A 21,103-nucleotide genomic window follows, 5' to 3' on the forward strand; every position below is an offset into this window, starting at 1 on the left:
TCGGAAATAATATCCGCTGTCTTAAAAAGTTTTTTACCAATACCAGGGATCCCAGTAGGTCATCCGCTGAAACATCAACTCCGCTTCGATGCTGCGAAGTTGCCGCATCTGTTGATAGTGGGTATACATCAGCAACTCCTGATTGGTCATAGCCCGGCGTTTTCCCTTCACGTGTCCCTGGGCATCCATACAGAGAACATAGCGGGGATTTTTGGTCCGCTTGAACTGCACACAGTCGGGATCACCTACGATGAAAAAACACCCTCCCACATCGTGAAGAACGGGACGGGGCCGGCCCACACAGCCGGAAAGCCCGAAAAGAGCGACCCCCAACAGCAAAGTTGCAAAAAATCTCTTGTAATGTCTCTTCATCGTGGACTCCTCACCTCTGTTCTCTCAATTATAGTCAATTTTTGACCGACTGGTCCGGTTCTGTAAAACTTATAAAAGAATGGGTGGGGAAATCTCCGGGAAGGATCCTGATTTGCCAAGAACCGGAGAGTGAAATGGGGGAAGATGACCTGAGGGTTTAAAGGCCACACTCTTTCAGGATATCACGGATCTTGTCGAAGACCTCCCGGTCTTTGGAGACCAGGACATACTCCTCTTCGACGGCGATCTCCATCCCTTTGCAGAGCGCCAGGCCCGCGGCGAAATCGTAAATGCGGAAAGGGCCGACAAAGAGGAAATAGTTGGTATTCCGGGCGTAAGCCAGGGAGAGGGCCACCGCACCGGGGGCACGGAACTTGAGCCCCGCCCGGTCCAGGGCCGCCACGATCTCGGGCTGGGCGTAAGCCTTTTCGAAAAGGCCGATCTCGGGATGGGGGGACGGAATGGGGCGTTTCCATTCGCTCTCAAAGAGAGAGCCTTTGAGGGCTTCGCCCTCTTCATCCAGACGATAGAGGTCTCCGTTGGCCAGGTTGGCCACGAAGGCTTCCCGCAAAATCCCCTGACCGTCGAGCCGGGCGATGGAGACGCCGTAGTAGGGGAAACGGCTCAGGGCGTTGGAGCTGCCGTCCAGGGGATCGAGGATGATCGTCGCCTCCCCTTCTCCGATGCTCCCCGACTCCTCCGAATCGATCCGCCCGAAAGAGCCCAGGGCATCGACGAAGATCCGCTCCAGCGCCAGGTCGAGGCCGCTGCTGCGGTCCCCGCCGGCACCGATCAGAGTGTTTTTTTCGAAAAGTTCGGGAGGGGGAGGTGTGCGCAGGAAGTCCCAGGCTTTCCGGGCGGCCTGCTGCGCGGCGGTGTAAAAGGGATTCATCGCCGAGCGTCAGTGAGCGGCACGGATCTTGCGGACAATCGCCTTGGCCGCTTCCCGGCCGTCACGCACTGCGGTGACGACCAGGTCGGCTCCGCGCTGGCAGTCGCCTCCGGCATGGACGCCGGGCTTGGTGGTCTCGTAATTCTCATCGACGAGGATCCCGCCCCATCGGTCGGTCTCGATTCCGTTCTCCGCCAGGAAGGGATAGGGCACGGGATCGAAGCCCAGGGCGAAGATCACCACATCGGCGGGCTCGGTGAATTCGCTGCCGGGGATCTCTTCGACCCGCTGGCGGCCCTTCTCGTCGGGTTCACCCAGGCGGGTCTTGATCATCTCTACCCCGACGACGGCACCGTTCTCGTCTTTGAGGATCTCTTTGGGAGCGCAGTAGAATTCAAACTCGACCCCCTCCTCTTTGGCGTTGATGTACTCTTTGCGGGAGCCGGGCATATTGTGGGCATCCCGGCGGTAGAGGCACTTCACGCTCGCCGCCTGCTCCCGCAGACTGGTGCGCACGCAGTCCATCGCCGTGTCACCGCCGCCGATGACGACCACTTTTTTGCCTTTGACTTCGATATTTTTATCTCTCGGCTCGCCGAAGAGTTTCTTCTGAATATCGACCAGGAACTCCATCGCCAGGTAGCACCCTTTGGCGTCTTCGCCGTTGATCCCGGGACGGCGCCCTTTGGTGGCCCCGACGCCGATGAAGACGGCATCGAAGTTTTCGACCAAGTTCTCGAAGCTCACATCTTTGCCCACTTCGGTGTTCTGATGGAAGACAGCTCCCGCCTTTTCCAGCAGTTTGACCCGACGCTCGACCACTTTTTTATCCAGTTTGAAACCGGGAATCCCGTAGGTAAGCAGTCCACCGGGGCGATTCTGCCTGTCGAAGAGCTCCACATCGACCCCTTCGCGCAGCAGGAAAGTCGCGGCGGAGAGTCCGGCGGGGCCGGCGCCGACGATGGCGACCTTCTTGCCACACTTCTCTTCGCTGAATTTCGGGCGCATGCCCCGTTTGAAACCCTCTTCGCTGATGAAAGTTTCGATGGAACCGATGGTGATGGCGCCGTAACCGTCGTTGAGGGTACAGGAGCCTTCGCAGAGGCGGTCGTGGGGGCAGATGCGCCCCATCACTTCGGGGAAGGGAGAGGATTCATTCGAGAGGTTGAAGGCGAACTCCAGGTCCTGCTCCGCCGTGCGCTTGAGCCAGTGGGGGATGAAGTTGTGCAGGGGGCAGCCATTGTGGCAGTAGGGATCGCCGCAGTTGATGCAGCGGTCGGCCTGCTCGGCGGCCTTTTCGGGTTTGAAAATTTCGTAAATCTCGTCGAAATCCTTGATCCGCTCGACTACATTGCGCTTGACGGCGTCGATGCGCTCCAGTTCAAAAAATCTCAGCATCTTATTCTCCCTCCTCGACGATCATCTTAAAGGGCGCCTTCATATCCTTGGGGCGCACCAGCCAGAAGTTGCGGATCTCCACCCGGAAGTTGTCCAGGATCTCTTTGGCCTTGGGGCTTCGGGTCTCGTTGTAGTAATCTTTGAGCAGCTTCTTGAGGTAGTAGCGCTCGATGTCGGTATCCTCGGTGTCGATGCGGCGTGCTTCGACCAGCTCCTGGTTGATGTTTTCGATGAACTCGTGCTCCACATCGTAGACGAAAGCCGCTCCGCCGGTCATTCCCGCACCGAAGTTGACCCCGGTGCGTCCCAGGATCACCACGACCCCGCCGGTCATGTATTCGCAGGGATGGTCTCCCGTTCCTTCCACGATGGCGATGGCGCCGGAGTTGCGCACCCCGAAACGCTCGCCCACCTGGCCGGCTACGTAGAGTTTACCGCCGGTGGCGCCGTAGAGGCAGGTGTTCCCCGCCAGGCTGAACTCTTCGCCGCTCTTGTCACCGGTGATGACGATGCGTCCGCCGTGCATTCCCTTGCCCACATAGTCGTTGCCGGCACCGTGGACATAGAGTGCCACTCCGTTGCTCAGGAAGGCACCCAGGGATTGTCCGGTTGTCCCCTTGAGCCGCAGCTCGATGGTCTTGTCGGGCAGGCCTTTGTCGCCGTAATATTTGGCGATCTCTCCGGAGATCAGGGTTCCGAAGCTCCGGTTGAGGTTGCTGATCTCTTTTTCGAGGACGATCCCTTCGGAGGGGTTTTTGATCGCGGGCATCACCTCTTTGAGGATCTGTTTTTCGTACTCGTTCTTGTCGAAAGGCTCGTTGCTGGGCACCTGGCAGGTATCGGGACCGTCCAGGCGCACCAGCAGGCTCTCCAGGTCGAACTTCTTGGCCAACTCGTCGTCGATCACCTTCAGCAGGTCGGTGCGGCCGATAATCTCACCCAGGCTCTTGTAACCCAGAGAGGCCAGGATCTCCCGCACATCCTCCGCCAGGAGGGTGAAGTAGTTGATGACCCGCTCGACGCTTCCTTCGTAGTGCTCCCGGAGTTTTTTCTCTTGGGTGGCGATCCCCACGGTACAGCGGTTGAGGTGGCAGATCCGCAGGATTTTACAGCCGATGACCGTCAGGGCGCCGGTACCGAAGGCGTAGCTCTCGGCCCCGAAGATCGCCGCTTTGATGACGTCCATTCCGGTCTTGAGCCCTCCGTCGGTCTCCAGTTCCACGAATCCGCGGAGATTGTTGGCCTTGAGGGCGTTGTGGGCTTCCACGAGCCCCAGTTCCCAGGGGTTACCGGCGAATTTGATGGAGCCGATGGGCGCCGCTCCCGTTCCGCCGTCGGCTCCGGAGATGATGATCTTGTCGGCATAGGCCTTGGCGACTCCGGCGGCAATGGTCCCGACTCCGGCGGTGGAGACCAGCTTGACCGCGATCCTGGCGTCGGGATTGATCTGCTTGAGGTCGAAGATGAGCTGCGCCAGATCCTCGATGGAGTAGATATCGTGATGGGGCGGAGGAGAGATCAGTGTCACGCCCGGGGTGGTATGGCGCAGCCGGGCCACCAGGGCATTGACCTTGTGACCGGGGAGCTGCCCCCCCTCGCCGGGCTTGGCTCCCTGGGCCACTTTGATCTGGAGTTCTTCCGCACTGCGCAGATAGGCCGGAGTCACACCGAAGCGCCCGGAAGCGACCTGCTTGATCTTGGAGTTTTTGATCGTACCGAAGCGGGCGGCATCTTCACCCCCCTCTCCCGAGTTGCTCCGTCCGCCGATGCGGTTCATCGCCTCGGCCAGGCACTCGTGAGCTTCGGGTGAGATGGATCCCAGACTCATCGCCGCGGTGCAGAAGCGTTTGAAGATCGCTTCGACGGGCTCGACCTCATCGACAAGGATCGGCTGGCGGTCACTCTTGAATTCAAAGAAGTCACGGATGAACTTCTTATCCCGGTTCTCAATGCGGTTTTTGAGGACGGCGTAGTCCTCTTTTTTGCCGCTGATGGCCAGTTTGTGGATGGCGTGGACCGTAGCGGGAGCGAAATCGTGGTATTCGGTGCCGTCGATGTATTTGTAGAAGCCGCCCACATTGAGGGGGAAGATCCGATTTCCCGTCTCTTTGTCGAAGGCCGCGGAGTGATAGCGGCGAATCCGCTCCTCGATATCGGCATAGCCCAGTCCGCCAAGCAAAACGTTGGCTCTAGGGAAACACTCGTCGGTAATCTCCTTGCCCAGGCCGATGATATCGAAGAGCATAGAGTTGCGGTAGCTCGAGATGGTGGAAATCCCCATTTTGGACATAATTTTGAGCAGACCGGCGTTGATCGATTTGCGGACCTTTTTGAGGACCGGGGCCAGATCCACTTCGGGATCTTTGCGCCGCTCGATCTGGGCGACGGTCTGGAAGAGCATATAGGGATGGATCGCTGAAGCGCCAAAGGCGATCAGGGCCGCGGCGGCGTGGGAATCATAGACTTCGCCGGTGACACAGACGATGCTCACCAGATGGCGGATCTTGGCATCCAGCAGGGCGTGATTGAGCCGGCTGACCACCATCAGCATCGGCATCAGCATCGTCTCTTCGTTGAGGGTATGGTCATCGAGGATGATGGTGCGGACCCCCTGCTCCGCGACTTCGCGGACGATCTGATTCACCAGGCCGTTGAGGCTGGAACGCAGATCCTTTTTGAAGCCGGTGTAGTAGCGCTTGGCTTTGTAGCTGGGATCGTATTTGGGATCGGTGGCGGTACCGAACTCTTCGAGGATGATCAGTTTCTCGTAGCTGAGGATCGGCGAAACCGTCTTGAGACGCTTGGCGTGCTCGGCATCCTCGTTGAGGATGTTGCGCACTTCGCCGAAGCCGGTGTTGAGGCTCATGACCACCCGCTCCCGGATCGGGTCGATGGGCGGGTTGGTCACCTGGGCGAACTTCTGGCGGAAAAAGTCGGTGAAGTTACGCTGCTTCTCGCTGAAGGCCGCCAGCGGGGTGTCGTCTCCCATCGAGGCGGTGGCTTCCTTGCCCTCTTTGACCATCGGCTCGATCACCTGCTCGATGGTTTCGAGGGTGATGTTGAAGTAACGCTGCCGTGCCTCCATCACCGGGGCCGGAGGCGTCTCGACCGTGGAGAAGGGGTCGTTCATATACTCCTGGAGATAGACCATATTGGCGTTGAGCCACTGGCTGTAGGGTTGGCGGTGTTTGAGGTAGTCGTTGATGTCGTCGTTCTTGAGAACGATGCCGTATTTGAGGTCGACCCCCATCATTTCGCCCGACTGCAGGCGCCCCCGCTCCACGATCTCTTCGTCGGGGATCTGCAACACGCCGTATTCGGAGGCGATCAGGAGGCGGTTGTCTTTGGTGATGATGTATTTGGAGGGGCGCAGACCGTTACGGTCCAGGGCACAGCCGATGTAGCGGCCGTCGCACATACTCACCGCTGCCGGGCCGTCCCAGGGCTCGAAGCAGGTACTGGTATATTCATAGAAAGCCCGCAGGTCGGCATCCATATGGGGAGCGTTTTGCCAGGGGGCGGGGATGACGGCACGAGCCGCTTTGAAGAAGTCCACGCCGTTGACCCGCAGGAACTCGAGGAAGTTGTCCAGGCTCGCCGAGTCGCTCATCTCCGACTGGATGATGGGCAACAGGCGATCCAGCTCTTCCTGGGTGAAGACATCGCTGATCAGATGTTCACTCTTGGCCTCGGCGTTGAAACGGTTGGCGGTGACCGAGTTGATCTCCCCGTTGTGGGCGATCATGCGGAAGGGCTGAGCCAGTTTCCACTGGGGCAGTGTATTGGTGGAGAAGCGCTGGTGGAAGAGGCAGTAGGCGATTTCAAAGTCCTCATCCTGTAAATCCCGGTAGAACTCTTTGATATGGGTCGGCATCACCAACCCTTTATACGAGACCACGCTGGAGGAGAAGGAGGGAATATAGAAATCGGGATCCTCTTTCAGGCGCGCTTCGATCTCCTTGCGGGAGAGGTAGATCAGGGCGTCGAAGCGGCGGGTGCCGATGAGGGAGTTGGGCGCGACGAAGATCTGGGTGATCGTCGGCAGGGTCTCGAGGGCCTGCTCACCCAGGGCGTTGGTATCCACTGGAACTTCCCGCTGGAAGCAGACCCGAAGGTCGTTGGCTTCGCAGACTTCTTTGACCACTTCCAGATCCGAGGGGTTTTTGTGGAAGATCATCGCCACACCGTAGGTCTCGGGGAGGGTGATCCCCTCCTCTTCGGCCTTTTTGGCGAAGAATTTGCGGGGGATCGAGAGCAGCAGTCCGCTGCCGTCGCCGGTCTTACCGTCGGCGGCGATAGCGCCGCGGTGCATCATCCGTGAAAGAGCCGTCACGGCATCGTCGAGATTTTTGTGAGAGGGGATATTGTCGATGGACGCCAGCAGACCGAAGCCGCAGTTGTCCTTGAACGCGGTAAAAAGATCTCTCATAAGCCAACCTTAAAGAGTATTTTAGTAGGGTCCTGTTTTTCCTACAAAGCCCTAGATTTTATCGAAAAGCGGATTAAAGACCAATGAGCAACCGAGCAACCGAGCAACTGAGCAACCGATATTTTCGATACCGTGCATTGAGCAGTGGGCATTGGGAGACGCAATGCGATAAGTCTCAAGTCGCAAGTCGCAAGTCGCAAGTTTCTTCAACAGTCTGCATTACGCTGCAACGCAAACCACAACCATTCACCATTCACCATTCACCATTCACTCTATTTCATAACTTTTCACTACCCACTAATAATTCATCCACTGACGATAAACCCTCGTTCAAATCTTCCATCCTCCATCCTCCATCTTCCATCCCTTTCATTTCCGCGGAGAGTTGGAAATGAAAGGATTCATCGTCTCCCTCCGCCCCGCCCGGGACGAGGACCTCATCGTCACTCTGCTGGAAGAGCACGCCCTGCGCAGCTACTACCGCTTCTACGGAGCGCGCCACTCGATCCTGCAGCTGGGGTATCTCATTGACTACGAGAGTGAAGAGGAGAGCCGCTATATGCCCCGACTCAGAAAGGTCAGCCATCTGGGATTCCCCTGGCTCTTTCGGCGAAACCGCCTGATGCTCTGGCAGCAGTTCGTCCGGCTTTTCGAACCTCACCTGAGAGATACCGAGCGTCTGGATCCCTTCTATTTCAATCTCCTGCTCGACGCCGCCCACCGCTGGGAGAAGCAAAACCCCAAGCGGGTCATCTGCGAAGCGGCCCATCGGCTGCTCAGGTTTGAAGGGCGGCTCCATCCTCCCACCCACTGCTACATCTGCGAAAAACCCCTGGGTGAGGAGGTGGCCCTGATGACCGCTCTGCTGCCGACCCATCCGGGATGTATCTACGGCCCGGCGATCCCGCGATCCCAGCTACAAAACTATTTCGAAACGGGCAAAACCACCTGGCTCGATGATCGGGAGATCGACTACCTCTACCGCCTCATCCTCAAAGGGCTCTGAAGACATCTTCAAGTAACGCTCAAGCGCTATGCTTTCGATAGAGATTATCGAAAGGGGGAGCATCAGATGAGGGCATCGGTATTATTGGGAATTATGATCGTAGGGATGGCGGCGGTCGGCTGCCAGGAGAGCTCAACAGCAAAGACAGAGGAGAGCGGCCCCGACCGAACGACACTGCAGGGGTCCACACCCCATCCCGTTTCCCTGCTCCTGACCTGTGATGACGGAAGAAGTTACGAAACTTCCAGCCAGGTTCCCGGTGTGGGACGGGCGCGCTTTTCGCTGTCACTCCCCCGGGATCTGGCCTGCCGGCTTTGGATCTCCGATCCCCGGCGCGGGATGCGGCCGGTGACCTTCAGCGATTATCGGGGGAACCTCAGTACCCTCGTCTATCTGCGCGGCAGCCAGATCGATCTGGGAGCTATCCGCTTCTCCGGCAACGGAGCCGACGACCGGCCCGTCGTCACGGTGGATAATAACGACCTGCAACTTATGGCCTCCGGGGTCGAAGCGGAATTCAAAACGGTCGCAAAGGCCAAAGGGGGAAAGCTGCTTCTGGGCAGCAGAGAAAGTGACCGCGCGTTACGCGCTTTCTGATTTTCGCCCACTCCCGCTAACGAAAAAAATAAACTCCAATCTGCCCTAGATGAAGCTCGGAGCATCGTTGGCGAAGAGGATCAGATCTCCCGGCCGGGTCTCCTCTACCAGCATCTGCTCCATCTCCGACTTACGTTCCAAATGACGCAGCTTTTCCGGTGAGACGATCTCTTTGAAAATGGCATAGTTCAAATCTCCGGTGACGATGATCCGGTCGAAGATCTCTTCGGCGCGCTCGGCCACCTGCCGGTTGAGCGCCTCGTCGGCCTCCACCAGGCCCGGGGTGATGAGCACTTTGCGGCCCGGCCAGGTCGCCGCCAGGTCGAAGGAGGCCATCATTCCGTCAATGTTGCCGTTGAAACTGTCGTCCAGGATCACCTTGCCCCCGGCATCGATCCGCTGGAGCCGATGGGGGACCGGCTCGATCTTCTCGAGCCCGGCGCGGATCTCATCGGGAGTGAGCCCCAGCGCCCGCGCCACGTGAATCGCCGCCGCCAGGTTCACCGCGTTGAAGGCTCCAAGGATCTTGGCGCAGTAGCGCTCCCCCTCCAGGGTGAAGCAGGTCCCCTCCAGGGTCGCCTCCACCTCCTCGATCTCCGGCCCGAAGATATGGATCATCTCCGTTGGCTTGATCCGGGCGCTCTCGTGTACCCAGGCTTCGATGAGCCGGGGAGATTGGAGGATCTCCATCTTGGTATTTCGGATCCGCTCCAGGGTTTTGAAATATTCGATATGGGCCGGGCCGATCTTGCCCACCACGGCGTAATGGGGCTGCACGAAGCGGGTGATCTCGGCGATATCCCCCTCCCCTCTGGCCCCCATCTCCACCACATAGACTTCGGCCTCTTCGGGCAGCTCCTCGTTGACATCCTTCATCACCCCGCCCAGGGTATTGACCGAGCGGGGGGTGGCATAGGTGCGGTAGCGCTGAGCCAGCAGCGTGGCGATGAAGTTTTTGATGCTGGTCTTGCCGTAGCTGGCGGTGACACCCACCACCTTCAGATCGGGTAGGCTCTTCAGACGTTTCATTGCCCGACGGCGAAAAGCACCGAAGAGCATCTTTTCGATCCCCGCCGAGACCAGCCAAGCCAGCAGTATGGGCAGGAAGACGCTGTAGAGATGCAGGGCGAAGACAAAAAAGGCTCCGAAAAGCGCCAAAGCGGCGAAAAAGCGCTTGACCCGCCCGGTGAAGACCAGCCGCTTGTCGATCCCCCGCCACCAGTAATAGAAAAGAGGGGCATAGAGCAGCACCACGATAAAGCCGTAGCGCTTCTGCGTCACCGCCATAACGAAATCGTAGGTGATGAAGGGGACGAGAAAATAGAGATAGTTCCACCAGGGTTTGGTATGGTGGAAAACGACCCGCTCCAGCCGATAACTGTACCACTGGAGGGTGGTGATGATGTAGTAGCCCAACATTCCCAGCATCAGGAAGTAGGCGATGAGATTGATGACGGTCAGCATGAATGAACCCTTTGGGTGAGTGAGGAGTTATTGAATGAGGAATGAGGAATGAGGAATGAGGAATTATGGTTTGCGCTGCTGCGCAACGCTCCTATCAATATAATTGCCAAAGGCAATCTCCGCTCCCAATGACCAATGGCTAATGACCAATGACGTTTTCTATACAAGATTCTGCTCCTTGCCGCACTCTCTCTCAATCGTCTCGGCGACGAATTTTGCGTTGTCGGGTTTGAGGAAGAAGTAGTGGTCTCCTTCGAGAGGATAGAGCGTCGCCTGCGGGATCGATTCGGCGATCCGCTCACCGGTCCAGAGGGGGGTGGCGGTGTCCGCCCTGCCCCAAAAGAGCAGCGCTTTTGCGTGGACCTTGGCAAACTCCGCCTCGAAATCCTCGTTGACGGTGGCTTTGAAAGTTTCATACATCCCCTCGTTCATCCCCTTGGCATCTTCGCTGACAAAAAGGGTGCGAAGTTTACTGAGCCCCAGAGGCTTGAGGAGCTTGAAGAGGGCGATCTTCACCCGCACCGAGAGGGGCTTGGGGACTTGGATGCCGGCGGAGGAGAGAAGCACCAGGCACTCGGGATCCAGCAGTGTGGCGACCTTGCCGCCGAAGGAGTGGCCGGCGATGGCCCTCGGCTCGATGCCCAGCTCGTGAAGAAAGGTCCGTACGATGGCCGCATAGTCACTCGTGCGCAAAAAGCGGTCGTTGGGGCTTTGGCCGAAACCGGGAAGGTCCAGGTAGAGGTGCCGCCACCCTTGAAGATGCTTGCCGAAAGCCTGTTGCATCAGCTCCTTGTTGCTCCCCCAGCCGTGGAGGAAAAGGATCGTGGGCTCTGCGGAGGGATTTTGGAGCGTATAGGCGAGCTCGTAATTGTGGCCGCCGTAATGAATCTGTCGAAGCGCCATTGCTCATTGTGCCTTTTTGAGGTGCATGATCTGGTCGTAGCCGTAGATGTCGGGAAAGAATTGCACACCGCCCCCCTGGGAGACATAGGCGGTAAAGTAGCCCACGTGTACCGGGATCGGCTCTTTGAGGCTCACATTGTGGCGTTTCCAACTCTTGAGCTCCTCCTCGACCTGAGTCCAATCTTTGCTCAGATAGCCGTGCTGTGCCAGATAACGCAGCATTTCGATGGGGCGGGCGAGACGGATGCAGCCGTGGCTGTAAGCGCGGATCTTGCGTTTGAAGAGGCTCTTGGCGGGCGTATCGTGCATATAGACCGAATTGCCGTTGGGGAAGAGGAACTTGACCCGCCCCAGGGCATTGCCTTTGGCCGGAAGCTGGATCAGTTTGTAGGGCAGATCCTTTTTCTTCCACTCGGGGCGCAGGTATTTGCGCCAGGGGACACTGCGGGGGTTGACCGGCGTGGTGTCGAGATCGTAACTGCGCAGGACGATCATACGCTTGTGTTTGAAGTAGTTGGGGTCCCGAAGCAGATGGGGGATTTCTTCGGCCCGGGCGATGTTGTCGGGCACATTCCAGGTGGGGTTGAGGACCACATATTTCATCGCGGCGCTGAAGATCGGTGTCTGCCAACTCTTTTTGCCGACAACAACATCACTGACGAAGGCGAGCCGGCCGTTCTCGAAGAAACGGACCCGAAACTCCGGGATGTTGACGAGGAAGTAGGTTTGCCAATGGGTAGGATCGGGGTCCATCAGTTTGGAGCGCTCCAGGCTCAAGCGGACTTTGCGGCGCTGCGCCTCACTCAGGCCGCCGCCGTGCCAAACCGAGAGGAGACGGTCGAACTGGGGCGTAGGCGGTATGTAGGGTTTGAGAATATCCTCGACGCGCCGCCCATCACGTAGCTGCGCCATCAGCGACGAAGCGGAAACCGACTGGAGGTAGGGGGTGAACTTGGTGTGGATCTTGCGGGCTTCACGTTCCCGCTGCGCCGCTTCGAAACTGGGCAGATCGATGCAGCTGTTGGCCAGGTTTTTGGTATAGCCGACCAGCAAGCGGGAGAGGAGACGGGAATCACGGGTCTGCAGATACTTTTGATAGATCGGTTCGAGTCCGCAGAGGGAGGCGTAGCGGTCCGTCCCTAGAATATGCAGAAATTCCCGTTTCTGATCGGAACTCCACCCCTGGGCATCCCCGAAATGCGGGCCGCCCGTACAGCCTGCCAGCCACAGCAACATCCCACCGGCCAACAGGCCTCTGATCCATCTATAGTTCATCGATTGTCCTGAGAATAAAAAATATTTGATTGGTTCCGGAGAAAAATCTGCTGTATTTTAACAGATTTAGCTTCATTCATTGAGCGCTTCGGCGCAGACAGCGGCAGAGCTGAAAGCCCACTGGAAGTTGTATCCTCCCAGCTCCCCGGTGACATCCAACACTTCACCCAGGAAGTAGAGCCCCGGAACCAGGCGACTCTCCATCGTCAGCGGATCGATCCGGGAAAGGCCCACCCCTCCCCGGGTCACCTCGGCCTTGGAGTAGCCGAAGGTCCCCGCCGGGGCAAAGCGATAATCGTGCAAACCCTCCAGGCGCTCCCATTCGGCTCGCCCGAGTTGACGGCAGGGCCGATCCCGGATCTGCAGGACTTTCAGAAAAGCCAGAGCCGCCCGTTTGGGCAGAGGCAGGAGTGTGGAGAGGTTCTTCCGCTCACTCCGGATCTCATTCAGATCGAAGCCCGGCAGGAAATCGATGGAGATCTCTCCCCGCTCCCACCAGAGCGAAGCGTTGAGCACCGCCGGGCCGCTGATCCCCCGGTGGGCGAAGAGGAGACGATCCCGCCAGCAGCGACGGGCGACCCGCACTTCCGCCTCCACGGCCACGCCGCTGAGCGATTTGAAAAAAGCCTGCGCCGGTTGCAGGGTAAATCCCACCAGCGCTGGAGCGGTAGGCTCGACAGGATGGCCCGACTCTTTGGCAAACTCCAGCCCGATCCCGCTGGCACCCAGTTTGGGGAAGCTGAGCCCCCCGCTGGCGATCACCAGGCGCCGGCAGCGCAGAGCCCTGCCCCGTTCGGGGATCAGGGAAAAACCCTCCGCTTCCTTCCGGATCTCTTTGACGCGGAAACCGTAGAGGGTCTCGACCCCCCGCGCCGCCCGCTGCAGAGCATCGAGCACCGCCCGGCTCCGCTCTTTGGCGAAATATTGCGACCCCTTCTCCAGACGGGTCTCGACCCCGCGCTCGTGAAACCAGCGCAGCAGCCAGTGCTGATCATAACGCCCAAAGACCGACCGGAGCACTTTGGCATCCCCCCGGTAATAACTCGGATCGAGATGGGCGTTGCAGAGGTTGCAGCGTCCCCCTCCGCTGACGGCGATCTTGGCACCGGGGGCGGGATTGCCGTCAATGAGACAGACGTTTTTCCTGTTTTGGAGAAGGGAGGCCAGCATCAGCCCGGAGGCTCCCGCCCCCAGGATGGCCAGATCGACGGTTTTTGTACTTTTCAAAGGGGAAGATCAGTTGTAAAGGTGGAGGATATGGTCGTTGACGACCCGTTTGGCCTGGCGCAGCGCTTCGACGCTCTCGGCGGTGAGCATCCCTTCTCTCGCCATCGGGGTTCCCAGAGTCCGCTCCAATTGCTGGAGCAGTTCCCGAATCTCTTCGACCGTTTGACGGCTCTTGGCGTGGAGCTTCTCCAGGGAATCGGCCTGCTCGATGAAGATGGCCCGCCGCAACGCCGCATTCTTTTCATCCAGGAGCACCTGATACTTCTGGACCGTGCGTTTGAGCTCTTTCAAGTGTTCTCTCACCTGAGCCATCTTCTCCTTGCACTCCTCTTTCTTGCGGCAGTAGAAGCCCGCCTCCTGGGCGATCTCCTGGGCGACTTTCTCATTCTTCACCGCCCGCATACTCAGCAGGATCCAATAGACAAGCCCTCCAAGCACCAGGGAAGAGACAATCGCAATCGCCGCGCCGACCGGCGCATTCTCCGCCGGTCCGAGCAGCAGGGAGATCGCTCCGGAGATCTTCTCCAGAATTTCCAGACCGGGGACCTTGGTGGGAAGGATCGGAAGCCCGGCTTTCTGTGCCCCGTAGACCCACCAGCCCGCCAGGGCCGCCAGCGTAACGACTAGCCCCCAGAAAAAGGCCATCCCTTTCCCCGATGAGAGGTCCCGGATCTCCAGCCGTTCCTTGTCGGGAGCCTCCAGGTCCACCGCAGTCGCCTCGGGCAGCGGCGGGAGCCCCTCCACTCCCACTTCCGCCAGGAGCCGACGGCTCTCATCCACGACCGGTTTGAGGGCCGTCTCCTCATACTGCTCGAACGCCTCCAGATCCCGGCGGATATTCTCCAGGCACGTTTCGATCTCCGAATCGGCATTCTCCACCAGGGAACGGGCAGCCTCCACCTGTTTCTGCGCCCGGGTGTGGCGATCCCCTTCTGCCGGCGGGATAATCACTTCACACCCGGCCGGTTCGAAGTTTTCGGACTCCACTGCCTTTTCCTCAGAGTCGGAATTCGCTCCGCTTTGCTCTTCGGCTCCCGCTTCCACTTTTTCAGGGGCCGGCGTCTCCGCTTCTTTACTGACAGCTTCAGACGCCGCCTCTTCTGTACCTTTTTCCGGATTTTCCGTAGCTTCCGCGACCTCTTCTTCCTTTTTCCCGACTTCTTTTTCCATCATTTCTCTCCTTTGATGTCACTTCGATCAATTGTAACAAATTATCCTAAAGTCCCTCGAGACGTTTTCGATATAATTTCTCAAAAAAATCTAGGAGCGTTATGTCGCTTATTTTCTATCTATTCGTCGCTTTTTTCGCCCTATCGGTGCTGGTCTTTTTTCACGAATTGGGCCACTTCACCGTCGCCAGGTTGATGGGGGTCAAGATCGAGCGTTTCAGCATCGGTTTCGGCAAGATCCTCACCCGAAAGCGGTGCTGCGGGACCGAGTGGGCCTTCAGTGCCGTTCCCCTGGGCGGTTATGTCAAGATGAAGGGCCAGGATGACAGCGACCCCACCGTGCGCAGCAGCGACCCCGACAGTTACAATGCCAAAAAACCCTGGCAACGGATCCTCATCCTCCTGGCGGGACCCGGCGCCAACTTCGTGCTGGCCTTTTTCCTCTACCTCTTTATCGCCCTGCACGGCGCCCCCCTGATCGCCGCCCGGGATTACATCCCGCCGGTCGTGGGCCAGGTCGCCCCCGACACTCCCGCCGCAAAAGCCGGTCTGCAGCCCGGGGACAGGATCCTGGCGATCGACGGAACCCCCGTGCGCTACTGGTATCAGATCGGCGAAGCGATCCAGAAAGCCCCAGAGCCGATCCTCGTGACGATCCTGCGCCACGGCAAAGAGCTCACCCTCAAGCTCCACACCAAGATCGTCGAGGGGGAGAACGAGTTCAAAGAGAAAATCAAGCGCCGTATCATCGGCATCTCTCCCAAAGTCAGCAAGGATACGATCATCCGCTTCGCCCCCTCCGAAGCCCTCTTCTACGCCTGGAACGAGACCAAAAAGGCCACACTCCTCATTGCCACCGGCGTCAAAAAGATGAGCACCGGGGAAGTGGGCACGGAGAATGTGGGAGGACCCATCACCATCTTCGACATTATGATGAAATTCGCCCAGGCGGGCTTCGTCTATCTACTCTTCATCATGGCCCTCATCTCCGTGAACCTCGGCGTCCTCAATCTCCTGCCGATCCCGGCTCTGGACGGCGGGCATATTATGTTCAACCTCTATGAGATGATCACCCGGCACGAACCCAGCGAAGTGGCTTACTACCGTTTGACGGTCCTGGGCTGGGTGCTCCTGGGCGGGATTATGTTCCTGGGGCTTTTCAACGATTTTCAACGACTAATGGGAGGCACACATGGCTGATTATAAAATCCTGAGCCGGGAAACCCTGGCCCGAAATCTCGAGGCGGTGATCCAGCGGATCGAAGCGGCCCGCATCAAAGTGGATGAGCACCACATCGTCAAAATGGTGGTCGTAAGCAAATACACGGCGATCGAAAACATCGCCACCCTCTACGACCTGGGCCAGCGGGCCTTTGGAGAGAATCAGGTCCAGCAGCTCGAAGAGCGCGTCCACGCCCTGGAGGATCTGCCCCTGGAGTGGCATATGATCGGGCGCCTGCAGAAGAACAAGATCAACAAGCTCATCGATCTGGACCCCTTTCTGCTCCAATCCCTCGATTCCCTGGATCTGGCGGAGGCTCTAGACAAGCGGCTGGAAGCCAAGGAAAAGCGTATGGAGTGCCTCCTGCAGATCAACAGCGCCCGCGAAGAGAGCAAGGCCGGCGTCGCCCCGGAAGCGGCGGTGGACGTCTACCGTGAGATCAAAGAGCGCTTCTCCCGCATCGACCTGCGCGGCGTCATGACCATCGGAGCCCATACCGACGACAAGGCGACGGTGCGCAAGAGTTTCGAAACCACCCGAAGGATCTTCGACGAGCTTCAAAGCGAAGGCGCCGAGATCTGCTCGATGGGTATGAGCGGCGATTTCGAGCTGGCCATCGAGTGCGGCTCCAATATGGTCCGCATCGGTTCCGCCCTCTTTGCGGAGTGATCCCTCCCCTCGATGATCCGGAGACTCTTCAAAAGAAAAAGCCACGACCCCGACAGTAAGCTCGGCAAAGTCCTCGAGAAGTATCACATCCCCAAAGAGTATTTCGCCATCAACCGCCGGATGGTCTCCCGCGGTGTCCTGGTGGGACTCTTCTGGGGCTTTATCCCCATGCCCTTTCAAATGCTGGCGGTGATCTTTACCACCCCCCTCCTGCGCTTCAATGTCCCCATCGCCATCAGTATGGTCTGGCTCTCCAACCCCCTGACCATGCCGGCGATGTACTATATGGAGTACAAAACGGGCAATCTGTTCCTGGGGCTTCCCGGATTGGAGAACGTGGAGCTGAGCATCGAATGGTTCAAACACCATCTGGAGGATATCTTCCTGCCCCTCTATGTGGGCACTGCCTTCTACTCCATCATCATCAGCTACCTGGTCTATCTGCTCATCAACCGTCTCTGGGTCCTCTCGGTCCATCGAGAGAAGCACCGCAAAGAGCAAGAGCGGCGACAACGAAAAGAGATGATCATATCCCCGAAGGAGACTCTGTGAACCCGTCCCGAGACCCGGCTACTCTTCCGCCTGAATTTACCCAACGCCTCGAGCGGCTCTTTCCTCCCCATATCTACGAAAGGGTCCTGCAAAGCTTCTCTTCTCCCAAAACCACCACCTTCCGGGTCAATCCCCTCAAAACCGATGCTTCGAGCCTGCAAAAGGAGTTGGAGTCCCTGGGTTTCGAGATTGAAGCGGTCGACTGGCTCCCCGGAGCTTTCCGCCTGCTCGATCCCGATCAGCGCCGGGCCCTGACCGAGAGCGGAGCCTTCTATGAAGGCCGGCTCTACATCCAGAACCTCTCGTCCATGCTGGCGCCTCTGATCCTGGCCCCGCGACCCGAGGAGCAGGTCCTCGACCTGGCCGCCGCCCCGGGGGGCAAGACCCTGATGATGGCGGGAATGATGGAAAACCGGGGGTGGATCAGCGCCGTCGAGCCGGTCAAGGAGCGTTTCCATCGGCTCAAACGCAATATCGAGAACGCCGGCGCCGAAATCGTCCACACCTATATGAAAGACGGCCGGAGCGTAGGACGCGCCTGTCCGGCGATGTTCGACCGGGTTTTGCTGGATGCCCCCTGCTCCTCGGAGGCCAAATTCTCCACCCTCAACCCCAAAAGCTACGCCTACTGGAGCCCCCGAAAAGTCAAGGAGAGCCAGCGCCTCCAGAAGCGCCTCATCCTCTCGGCGTGGCAGAGCTTGCGCCCCGGAGGACGGCTGCTCTACTCCACCTGCTCCTTCGCCCCCGAGGAGAACGAAGCGGTCGTCGATCATCTCCTGGGCAAAGCCCCCGACGCGAAGCTTCTGCCGATCGAGCTCCCCATTGACAATCAGATGGAGGGGCTCGTCGGCTGGGAGAAAAAGCGCTTCGCCCCGGAACTCGAACGGGCCCGGCGTGTCCTCCCCACCGAGGAGATGGACGGCTTTTTCCTCGCCCTGATCGAAAAGAGTCTATGATAAGATACTTCCAAAGACTCAAAAATTCGAAAGGATAGACCGATGTTCCTTAGACTCCTTCTCCCCTTCCTGCTCACGCTGGGCTTCCTTGCTCCCCTCAGCGCCCTCGATTGCGGCCGGGGCAAACCTTTCCCCCAATGGCTCAAAGCCTTCGAGCGCTACGCGGTCTCCCAGGGGATCAGCCCCGATACCGTCCATAGGGCTCTCGACGGTATCACTTACGACCCTTCCGTCATCCGCCGGGACCGCAGGCAGCATCAGTTCTCCTACGATTTCCGCACCTTCGCCAAGCGGATCATCTCCCCCTACCGCCTGCGCAAAGGCAAGCAGCTGATCCACAAAAAGGCCCGACTCTTCAAAGCTATCGAAAAACGATACGGGGTTCCCGCCCCCGTGATCGTGGCCTTTTGGGGGTTGGAGAGTGATTTCGGCGCCTATATGGGCAAGGACAATACCCTGCGCTCCCTGGCGACCCTCGCCTACGACTGCCGCCGCAGCGATGAATTCCAAAAAGAGCTCCTCGCTGCACTTAAAATCATTGATGAAGGGGATTTGACACCCCGGCAGATGCGGGGTTCCTGGGCCGGTGAACTGGGACAGACCCAGTTTCTGCCCAGCTACTATCTCAAATACGGGGTCGATTTCGACGGGGACGGACGCCGGGACCTCATCCACAGCAGCGCCGACGCCTTGGCTTCGACCGCCAACTATCTGCGCCATCTGGGCTGGAAGCCCGGAGAGCCCTGGATCCGAGAAGTCATCGTCCCCCGTCAAATGCCCTGGGATGAAAGCGGCCTGGAGCATAGCCACTCCCTCTCCTACTGGGGAAAACTGGGCGTCACCGACCGCAACGGACGCCCCCTGCACGGCAGCTTCAACGCTTCACTCCTCCTGCCGATGGGCAAGGACGGCCCCGCCTTCCTCGCCTTCGACAATTTCAAAGACACTTACCTGACCTGGAACAATTCCCTGCTCTACTCCCTAACGGCGGCCTACTTCGCCACCCGCTTAGATGGAGCCCCCGCTATGCGCCCCGACCGGGCCAAAATCGCCTCCCTCTCCGGACGCCAGATCCAGACCCTCCAACGCCTCCTGGCCAAACGGGGCTACGATGTAGGCAAGATCGACGGCATCATCGGCGAAAAGACCCGCCTGGCGGTCAAGGATCTCCAGAAGAAGCTGGGTCTTCCCGCCGACGGCTATCCGACACAGGAGTTGCTGCGGCGCCTGCGCTAGTAGCTCTGCCTTCTACTCCCCCTCGTTCCCACGCTTGGCGTGGGAATGCATACCTCAGCCCGACTTGCCCAAAACGCTCAATCTCCAAAAGCCCTCTTTGCCCTTCATAATCCCTGGCACTCGAATAGCGCCAATGGGAAGCCTTATCGACATACCCCCCGTTTTACAGGGTTTTGGTGAATGTAGTCAATCTTGGCTCTCATCATCTCATCTGAATGGATCAATTTCGGCTGTAATCCCTCCTGCCATACTTGATATTCTCTATCGGACTTATGTACCTTTTTATAGAAGGCCAGCTGATCCAGAATCGTCTTTATACCGTTTGCTTGAAGCAGTTTGAGTAATTCTCTTGCCATATGTCGTTTGAATTTCGCCATACTTTGAGCGATATCATCACTTTGCGCTATGAGATGAAGGTGATTTTCCAATATCACATAAGCATAGATTTTGAATTGATCGTGCTTCTACAGGTAACGGGAGCTCTCCAGTAAAATTTCGACACTCTCCTTGCGGGTAAAAAGAGGAATCCAGTGCAAGACTGTACACGTCATAAAATAAGGATATGTCGGTTCCTGGATTTTATAGCGGCTTCTTCCCATTTTGAGTTCTTTTGCAGGTAATGTCACATTCAGTATGCATTCCCACGCCAAGCGTGGGAACAAGAGAGGGAAAAAGAAGATATCAATCGCAGAGGCAGAGAGCCCCCACTTCTTACATTTTGGAGGCGACCAGATCGGCCAATTCAAGGAGGCGTCCGGAGTATCCGAACTCGTTGTCGTACCAGGCCATCACTTTGACCATTTTGCCGTTGAGCACCTGCGTCGAGAGGCCGTCGATGATGCTGGAGTGGGGGTTGCCCAGGATGTCGCTGGAGACCAGCTCCTCGGTGCTGAACTCCAGAATCCCCTTGAGCTCACCCTTGGCGGCCTCCTCGAAGGCGGCGTTGAGCTCCTCGACGGTGGTCTCCTTTTTGAGGTTGGCGACGATCTCGGTGATGGCACCGTCGGCTACGGGCACCCGCAGGGCCATAGCGGTCATCTTGCCCTGAAGCTCGGGCAGGACTTCCACGGTCGCCTTGGCGGCTCCGGTGGTAGTGGGGATGATGTTGACCGCCGCCGCGCGCCCACGGCGATGCTTGCCGGGCTTTTTCTTGTCGATGGTGACCTGGCTGGAGGTATAGGCGTGGGTGGTGGTGATGTGGGCGTCTTCGACACCGAAGCGCTCTTCGAGCACCTTCATGGCCGGGGCCAGAGAGTTGGTGGTGCAGCTGGCGTTGGAGACGATGTGATGCTGCGCCGGATCGTATTGATCCTGATTGACCCCCAGAACCACCGTCAAATCCACATTCTTGCCGGGAGCGGAGATGAGGACTTTTTTGGCTCCGGCTTCGAGGTGCTTAGCCGCTCCGTCACGGTCGGTGAAGTGGCCGGTACACTCCAGGACGATATCGATGCCCATCTCGGCCCAGGGGAGCTTGGCGGGATCACGCTCGTCGACAATAGCGATCTTCTGCCCTCCTACGGTCAGGCTCGTATCGTCATAACTGATCTCTGCGGGGAAACGGCCGTGCATCGAATCGAACTTGAGCATATAGGCCAGATCCTCCGGGGTGCCGCTGCCGCCGTTGGCAACGACGATCTCCACATTTTCCGGTTTGTTGGTCACATAGTGCCACAGAACCATTTTTCCTATCCTGCCCAATCCGTTGATCGCTACCTTTTTCATCACAAACGCTC

At 58.3% G+C, this 21,103-nt stretch carries 17 protein-coding genes; 7 read left to right on the plus strand and 10 right to left on the minus strand.

Features of this window, described 5'->3' with window-relative positions:
* Positions 1-33 precede the first annotated feature (33 nt).
* The 4 genes from NITSA_RS07340 to gltB all read right to left on the minus strand — a co-directional run bounded on the left by NITSA_RS07340 (position 34) and on the right by gltB (position 7,091).
* Positions 34-372, minus strand: coding sequence for a hypothetical protein (locus NITSA_RS07340; protein WP_013554386.1), 339 nt, complete (start codon positions 370-372; stop codon positions 34-36).
* A 157-nt stretch (positions 373-529) separates the two neighbouring features.
* Positions 530-1,264 carry an inositol monophosphatase family protein gene (locus tag NITSA_RS07345; protein ID WP_013554387.1) on the minus strand — a complete coding sequence of 245 codons (735 nt, stop codon included), beginning with the start codon at positions 1,262-1,264 and terminating at the stop codon, positions 530-532.
* A 9-nt stretch (positions 1,265-1,273) separates the two neighbouring features.
* Positions 1,274-2,662 carry a glutamate synthase subunit beta gene (locus tag NITSA_RS07350; RefSeq protein ID WP_013554388.1) on the minus strand — a complete coding sequence of 463 codons (1,389 nt, stop codon included), beginning with the start codon at positions 2,660-2,662 and terminating at the stop codon, positions 1,274-1,276.
* A 1-nt stretch (position 2,663) separates the two neighbouring features.
* Complete coding sequence (gene gltB, locus NITSA_RS07355) at positions 2,664-7,091, minus strand: glutamate synthase large subunit (RefSeq protein ID WP_013554389.1); 4,428 nt, start codon at positions 7,089-7,091, stop codon at positions 2,664-2,666.
* Positions 7,092-7,482: 391 nt separating this feature from the next.
* Here gltB and recO point away from each other — a divergent pair, with 391 nt between their 5' ends.
* Complete coding sequence (recO, locus tag NITSA_RS07360; RefSeq protein WP_013554390.1) at positions 7,483-8,097, plus strand: recombination protein RecO; 615 nt, start codon at positions 7,483-7,485, stop codon at positions 8,095-8,097.
* Positions 8,098-8,163: 66 nt separating this feature from the next.
* Positions 8,164-8,694, plus strand: a complete 531-nt coding sequence (locus tag NITSA_RS07365) for a hypothetical protein (RefSeq protein ID WP_013554391.1) — start codon at positions 8,164-8,166, stop codon at positions 8,692-8,694.
* Positions 8,695-8,739: 45 nt separating this feature from the next.
* Here the strand turns inward: NITSA_RS07365 and NITSA_RS07370 are convergent, their stop codons facing one another.
* The 5 genes from NITSA_RS07370 to NITSA_RS07390 all read right to left on the minus strand — a co-directional run bounded on the left by NITSA_RS07370 (position 8,740) and on the right by NITSA_RS07390 (position 14,736).
* Entirely contained in the window at positions 8,740-10,158 is a 1,419-nt protein-coding gene (locus NITSA_RS07370; RefSeq protein WP_013554392.1) for a Mur ligase family protein, read from the minus strand.
* A gap of 159 nt (positions 10,159-10,317) precedes the next feature.
* Positions 10,318-11,061 (minus strand): alpha/beta fold hydrolase, encoded by a 744-nt coding sequence (locus NITSA_RS07375; protein ID WP_013554393.1) that lies wholly within the window; start codon positions 11,059-11,061, stop codon positions 10,318-10,320.
* A 3-nt stretch (positions 11,062-11,064) separates the two neighbouring features.
* The gene (locus tag NITSA_RS07380) at positions 11,065-12,336 is read right to left on the minus strand and encodes a L,D-transpeptidase family protein (protein WP_013554394.1); all 1,272 of its coding nucleotides are present in this window, start codon (positions 12,334-12,336) and stop codon (positions 11,065-11,067) included.
* Positions 12,337-12,408: 72 nt separating this feature from the next.
* Positions 12,409-13,563, minus strand: coding sequence for a BaiN/RdsA family NAD(P)/FAD-dependent oxidoreductase (locus tag NITSA_RS07385; protein ID WP_013554395.1), 1,155 nt, complete (start codon positions 13,561-13,563; stop codon positions 12,409-12,411).
* Positions 13,564-13,572: 9 nt separating this feature from the next.
* On the minus strand, positions 13,573-14,736 hold the full coding sequence (locus tag NITSA_RS07390; RefSeq protein WP_042203867.1) for a hypothetical protein: 1,164 nt from the start codon (positions 14,734-14,736) through the stop codon (positions 13,573-13,575).
* A 98-nt stretch (positions 14,737-14,834) separates the two neighbouring features.
* Here NITSA_RS07390 and rseP point away from each other — a divergent pair, with 98 nt between their 5' ends.
* Genes rseP through NITSA_RS07415 form a run of 5 tightly spaced genes read left to right on the plus strand, consistent with a single transcriptional unit; the run spans position 14,835 to position 19,367 of the window.
* On the plus strand, positions 14,835-15,932 hold the full coding sequence (rseP, locus tag NITSA_RS07395) for an RIP metalloprotease RseP (protein ID WP_013554397.1): 1,098 nt from the start codon (positions 14,835-14,837) through the stop codon (positions 15,930-15,932).
* A complete protein-coding gene (locus NITSA_RS07400) occupies positions 15,925-16,623 on the plus strand; it encodes a YggS family pyridoxal phosphate-dependent enzyme (RefSeq protein WP_013554398.1) in 699 nt (232 codons plus the stop codon). The genes rseP and NITSA_RS07400 overlap by 8 nt, the downstream gene beginning before the upstream one ends.
* Positions 16,624-16,635: 12 nt before the next feature.
* Positions 16,636-17,175: a DUF2062 domain-containing protein gene (locus tag NITSA_RS07405; RefSeq protein ID WP_013554399.1), complete on the plus strand. Its 540-nt coding sequence runs from the start codon at positions 16,636-16,638 to the stop codon at positions 17,173-17,175.
* On the plus strand, positions 17,172-18,131 hold the full coding sequence (locus NITSA_RS07410; protein WP_013554400.1) for an RsmB/NOP family class I SAM-dependent RNA methyltransferase: 960 nt from the start codon (positions 17,172-17,174) through the stop codon (positions 18,129-18,131). Before NITSA_RS07405 ends, NITSA_RS07410 begins: the two co-directional genes overlap by 4 nt.
* A gap of 42 nt (positions 18,132-18,173) precedes the next feature.
* Positions 18,174-19,367, plus strand: a complete 1,194-nt coding sequence (locus tag NITSA_RS07415; protein ID WP_013554401.1) for a lytic murein transglycosylase — start codon at positions 18,174-18,176, stop codon at positions 19,365-19,367.
* A 711-nt stretch (positions 19,368-20,078) separates the two neighbouring features.
* On the opposite strand, the gene gap is transcribed toward NITSA_RS07415, so the two are convergent.
* Complete coding sequence (gene gap / locus NITSA_RS07425) at positions 20,079-21,092, minus strand: type I glyceraldehyde-3-phosphate dehydrogenase (protein WP_013554402.1); 1,014 nt, start codon at positions 21,090-21,092, stop codon at positions 20,079-20,081.
* Positions 21,093-21,103: the final 11 nt, after the last annotated feature.

This window comes from Nitratifractor salsuginis DSM 16511, assembly GCF_000186245.1.
GTDB classification, from domain to species: domain Bacteria; phylum Campylobacterota; class Campylobacteria; order Campylobacterales; family Sulfurovaceae; genus Nitratifractor; species Nitratifractor salsuginis.

Bases quoted from the DNA above. Each gene is read 5' to 3' on its own strand.
- NITSA_RS07400 (WP_013554398.1), top strand. From the start codon at position 15,925: ATGGCTGATTATAAAATCCTGAGCCGGGAAACCCTGGCCCGAAATCTC.
- NITSA_RS07375 (WP_013554393.1), bottom strand. From the start codon at position 11,061: ATGGCGCTTCGACAGATTCATTACGGCGGCCACAATTACGAGCTCGCC.
- recO (WP_013554390.1), top strand. From the start codon at position 7,483: ATGAAAGGATTCATCGTCTCCCTCCGCCCCGCCCGGGACGAGGACCTC.
- NITSA_RS07345 (WP_013554387.1), bottom strand. From the start codon at position 1,264: ATGAATCCCTTTTACACCGCCGCGCAGCAGGCCGCCCGGAAAGCCTGG.
- NITSA_RS07415 (WP_013554401.1), top strand. From the start codon at position 18,174: ATGTTCCTTAGACTCCTTCTCCCCTTCCTGCTCACGCTGGGCTTCCTT.
- rseP (WP_013554397.1), top strand. From the start codon at position 14,835: ATGTCGCTTATTTTCTATCTATTCGTCGCTTTTTTCGCCCTATCGGTG.
- NITSA_RS07350 (WP_013554388.1), bottom strand. From the start codon at position 2,662: ATGCTGAGATTTTTTGAACTGGAGCGCATCGACGCCGTCAAGCGCAAT.
- NITSA_RS07390 (WP_042203867.1), bottom strand. From the start codon at position 14,736: ATGATGGAAAAAGAAGTCGGGAAAAAGGAAGAAGAGGTCGCGGAAGCT.
- gap (WP_013554402.1), bottom strand. From the start codon at position 21,092: ATGAAAAAGGTAGCGATCAACGGATTGGGCAGGATAGGAAAAATGGTT.
- NITSA_RS07340 (WP_013554386.1), bottom strand. From the start codon at position 372: ATGAAGAGACATTACAAGAGATTTTTTGCAACTTTGCTGTTGGGGGTC.
- NITSA_RS07365 (WP_013554391.1), top strand. From the start codon at position 8,164: ATGAGGGCATCGGTATTATTGGGAATTATGATCGTAGGGATGGCGGCG.
- NITSA_RS07405 (WP_013554399.1), top strand. From the start codon at position 16,636: ATGATCCGGAGACTCTTCAAAAGAAAAAGCCACGACCCCGACAGTAAG.
- NITSA_RS07370 (WP_013554392.1), bottom strand. From the start codon at position 10,158: ATGCTGACCGTCATCAATCTCATCGCCTACTTCCTGATGCTGGGAATG.
- gltB (WP_013554389.1), bottom strand. From the start codon at position 7,091: ATGAGAGATCTTTTTACCGCGTTCAAGGACAACTGCGGCTTCGGTCTG.
- NITSA_RS07380 (WP_013554394.1), bottom strand. From the start codon at position 12,336: ATGAACTATAGATGGATCAGAGGCCTGTTGGCCGGTGGGATGTTGCTG.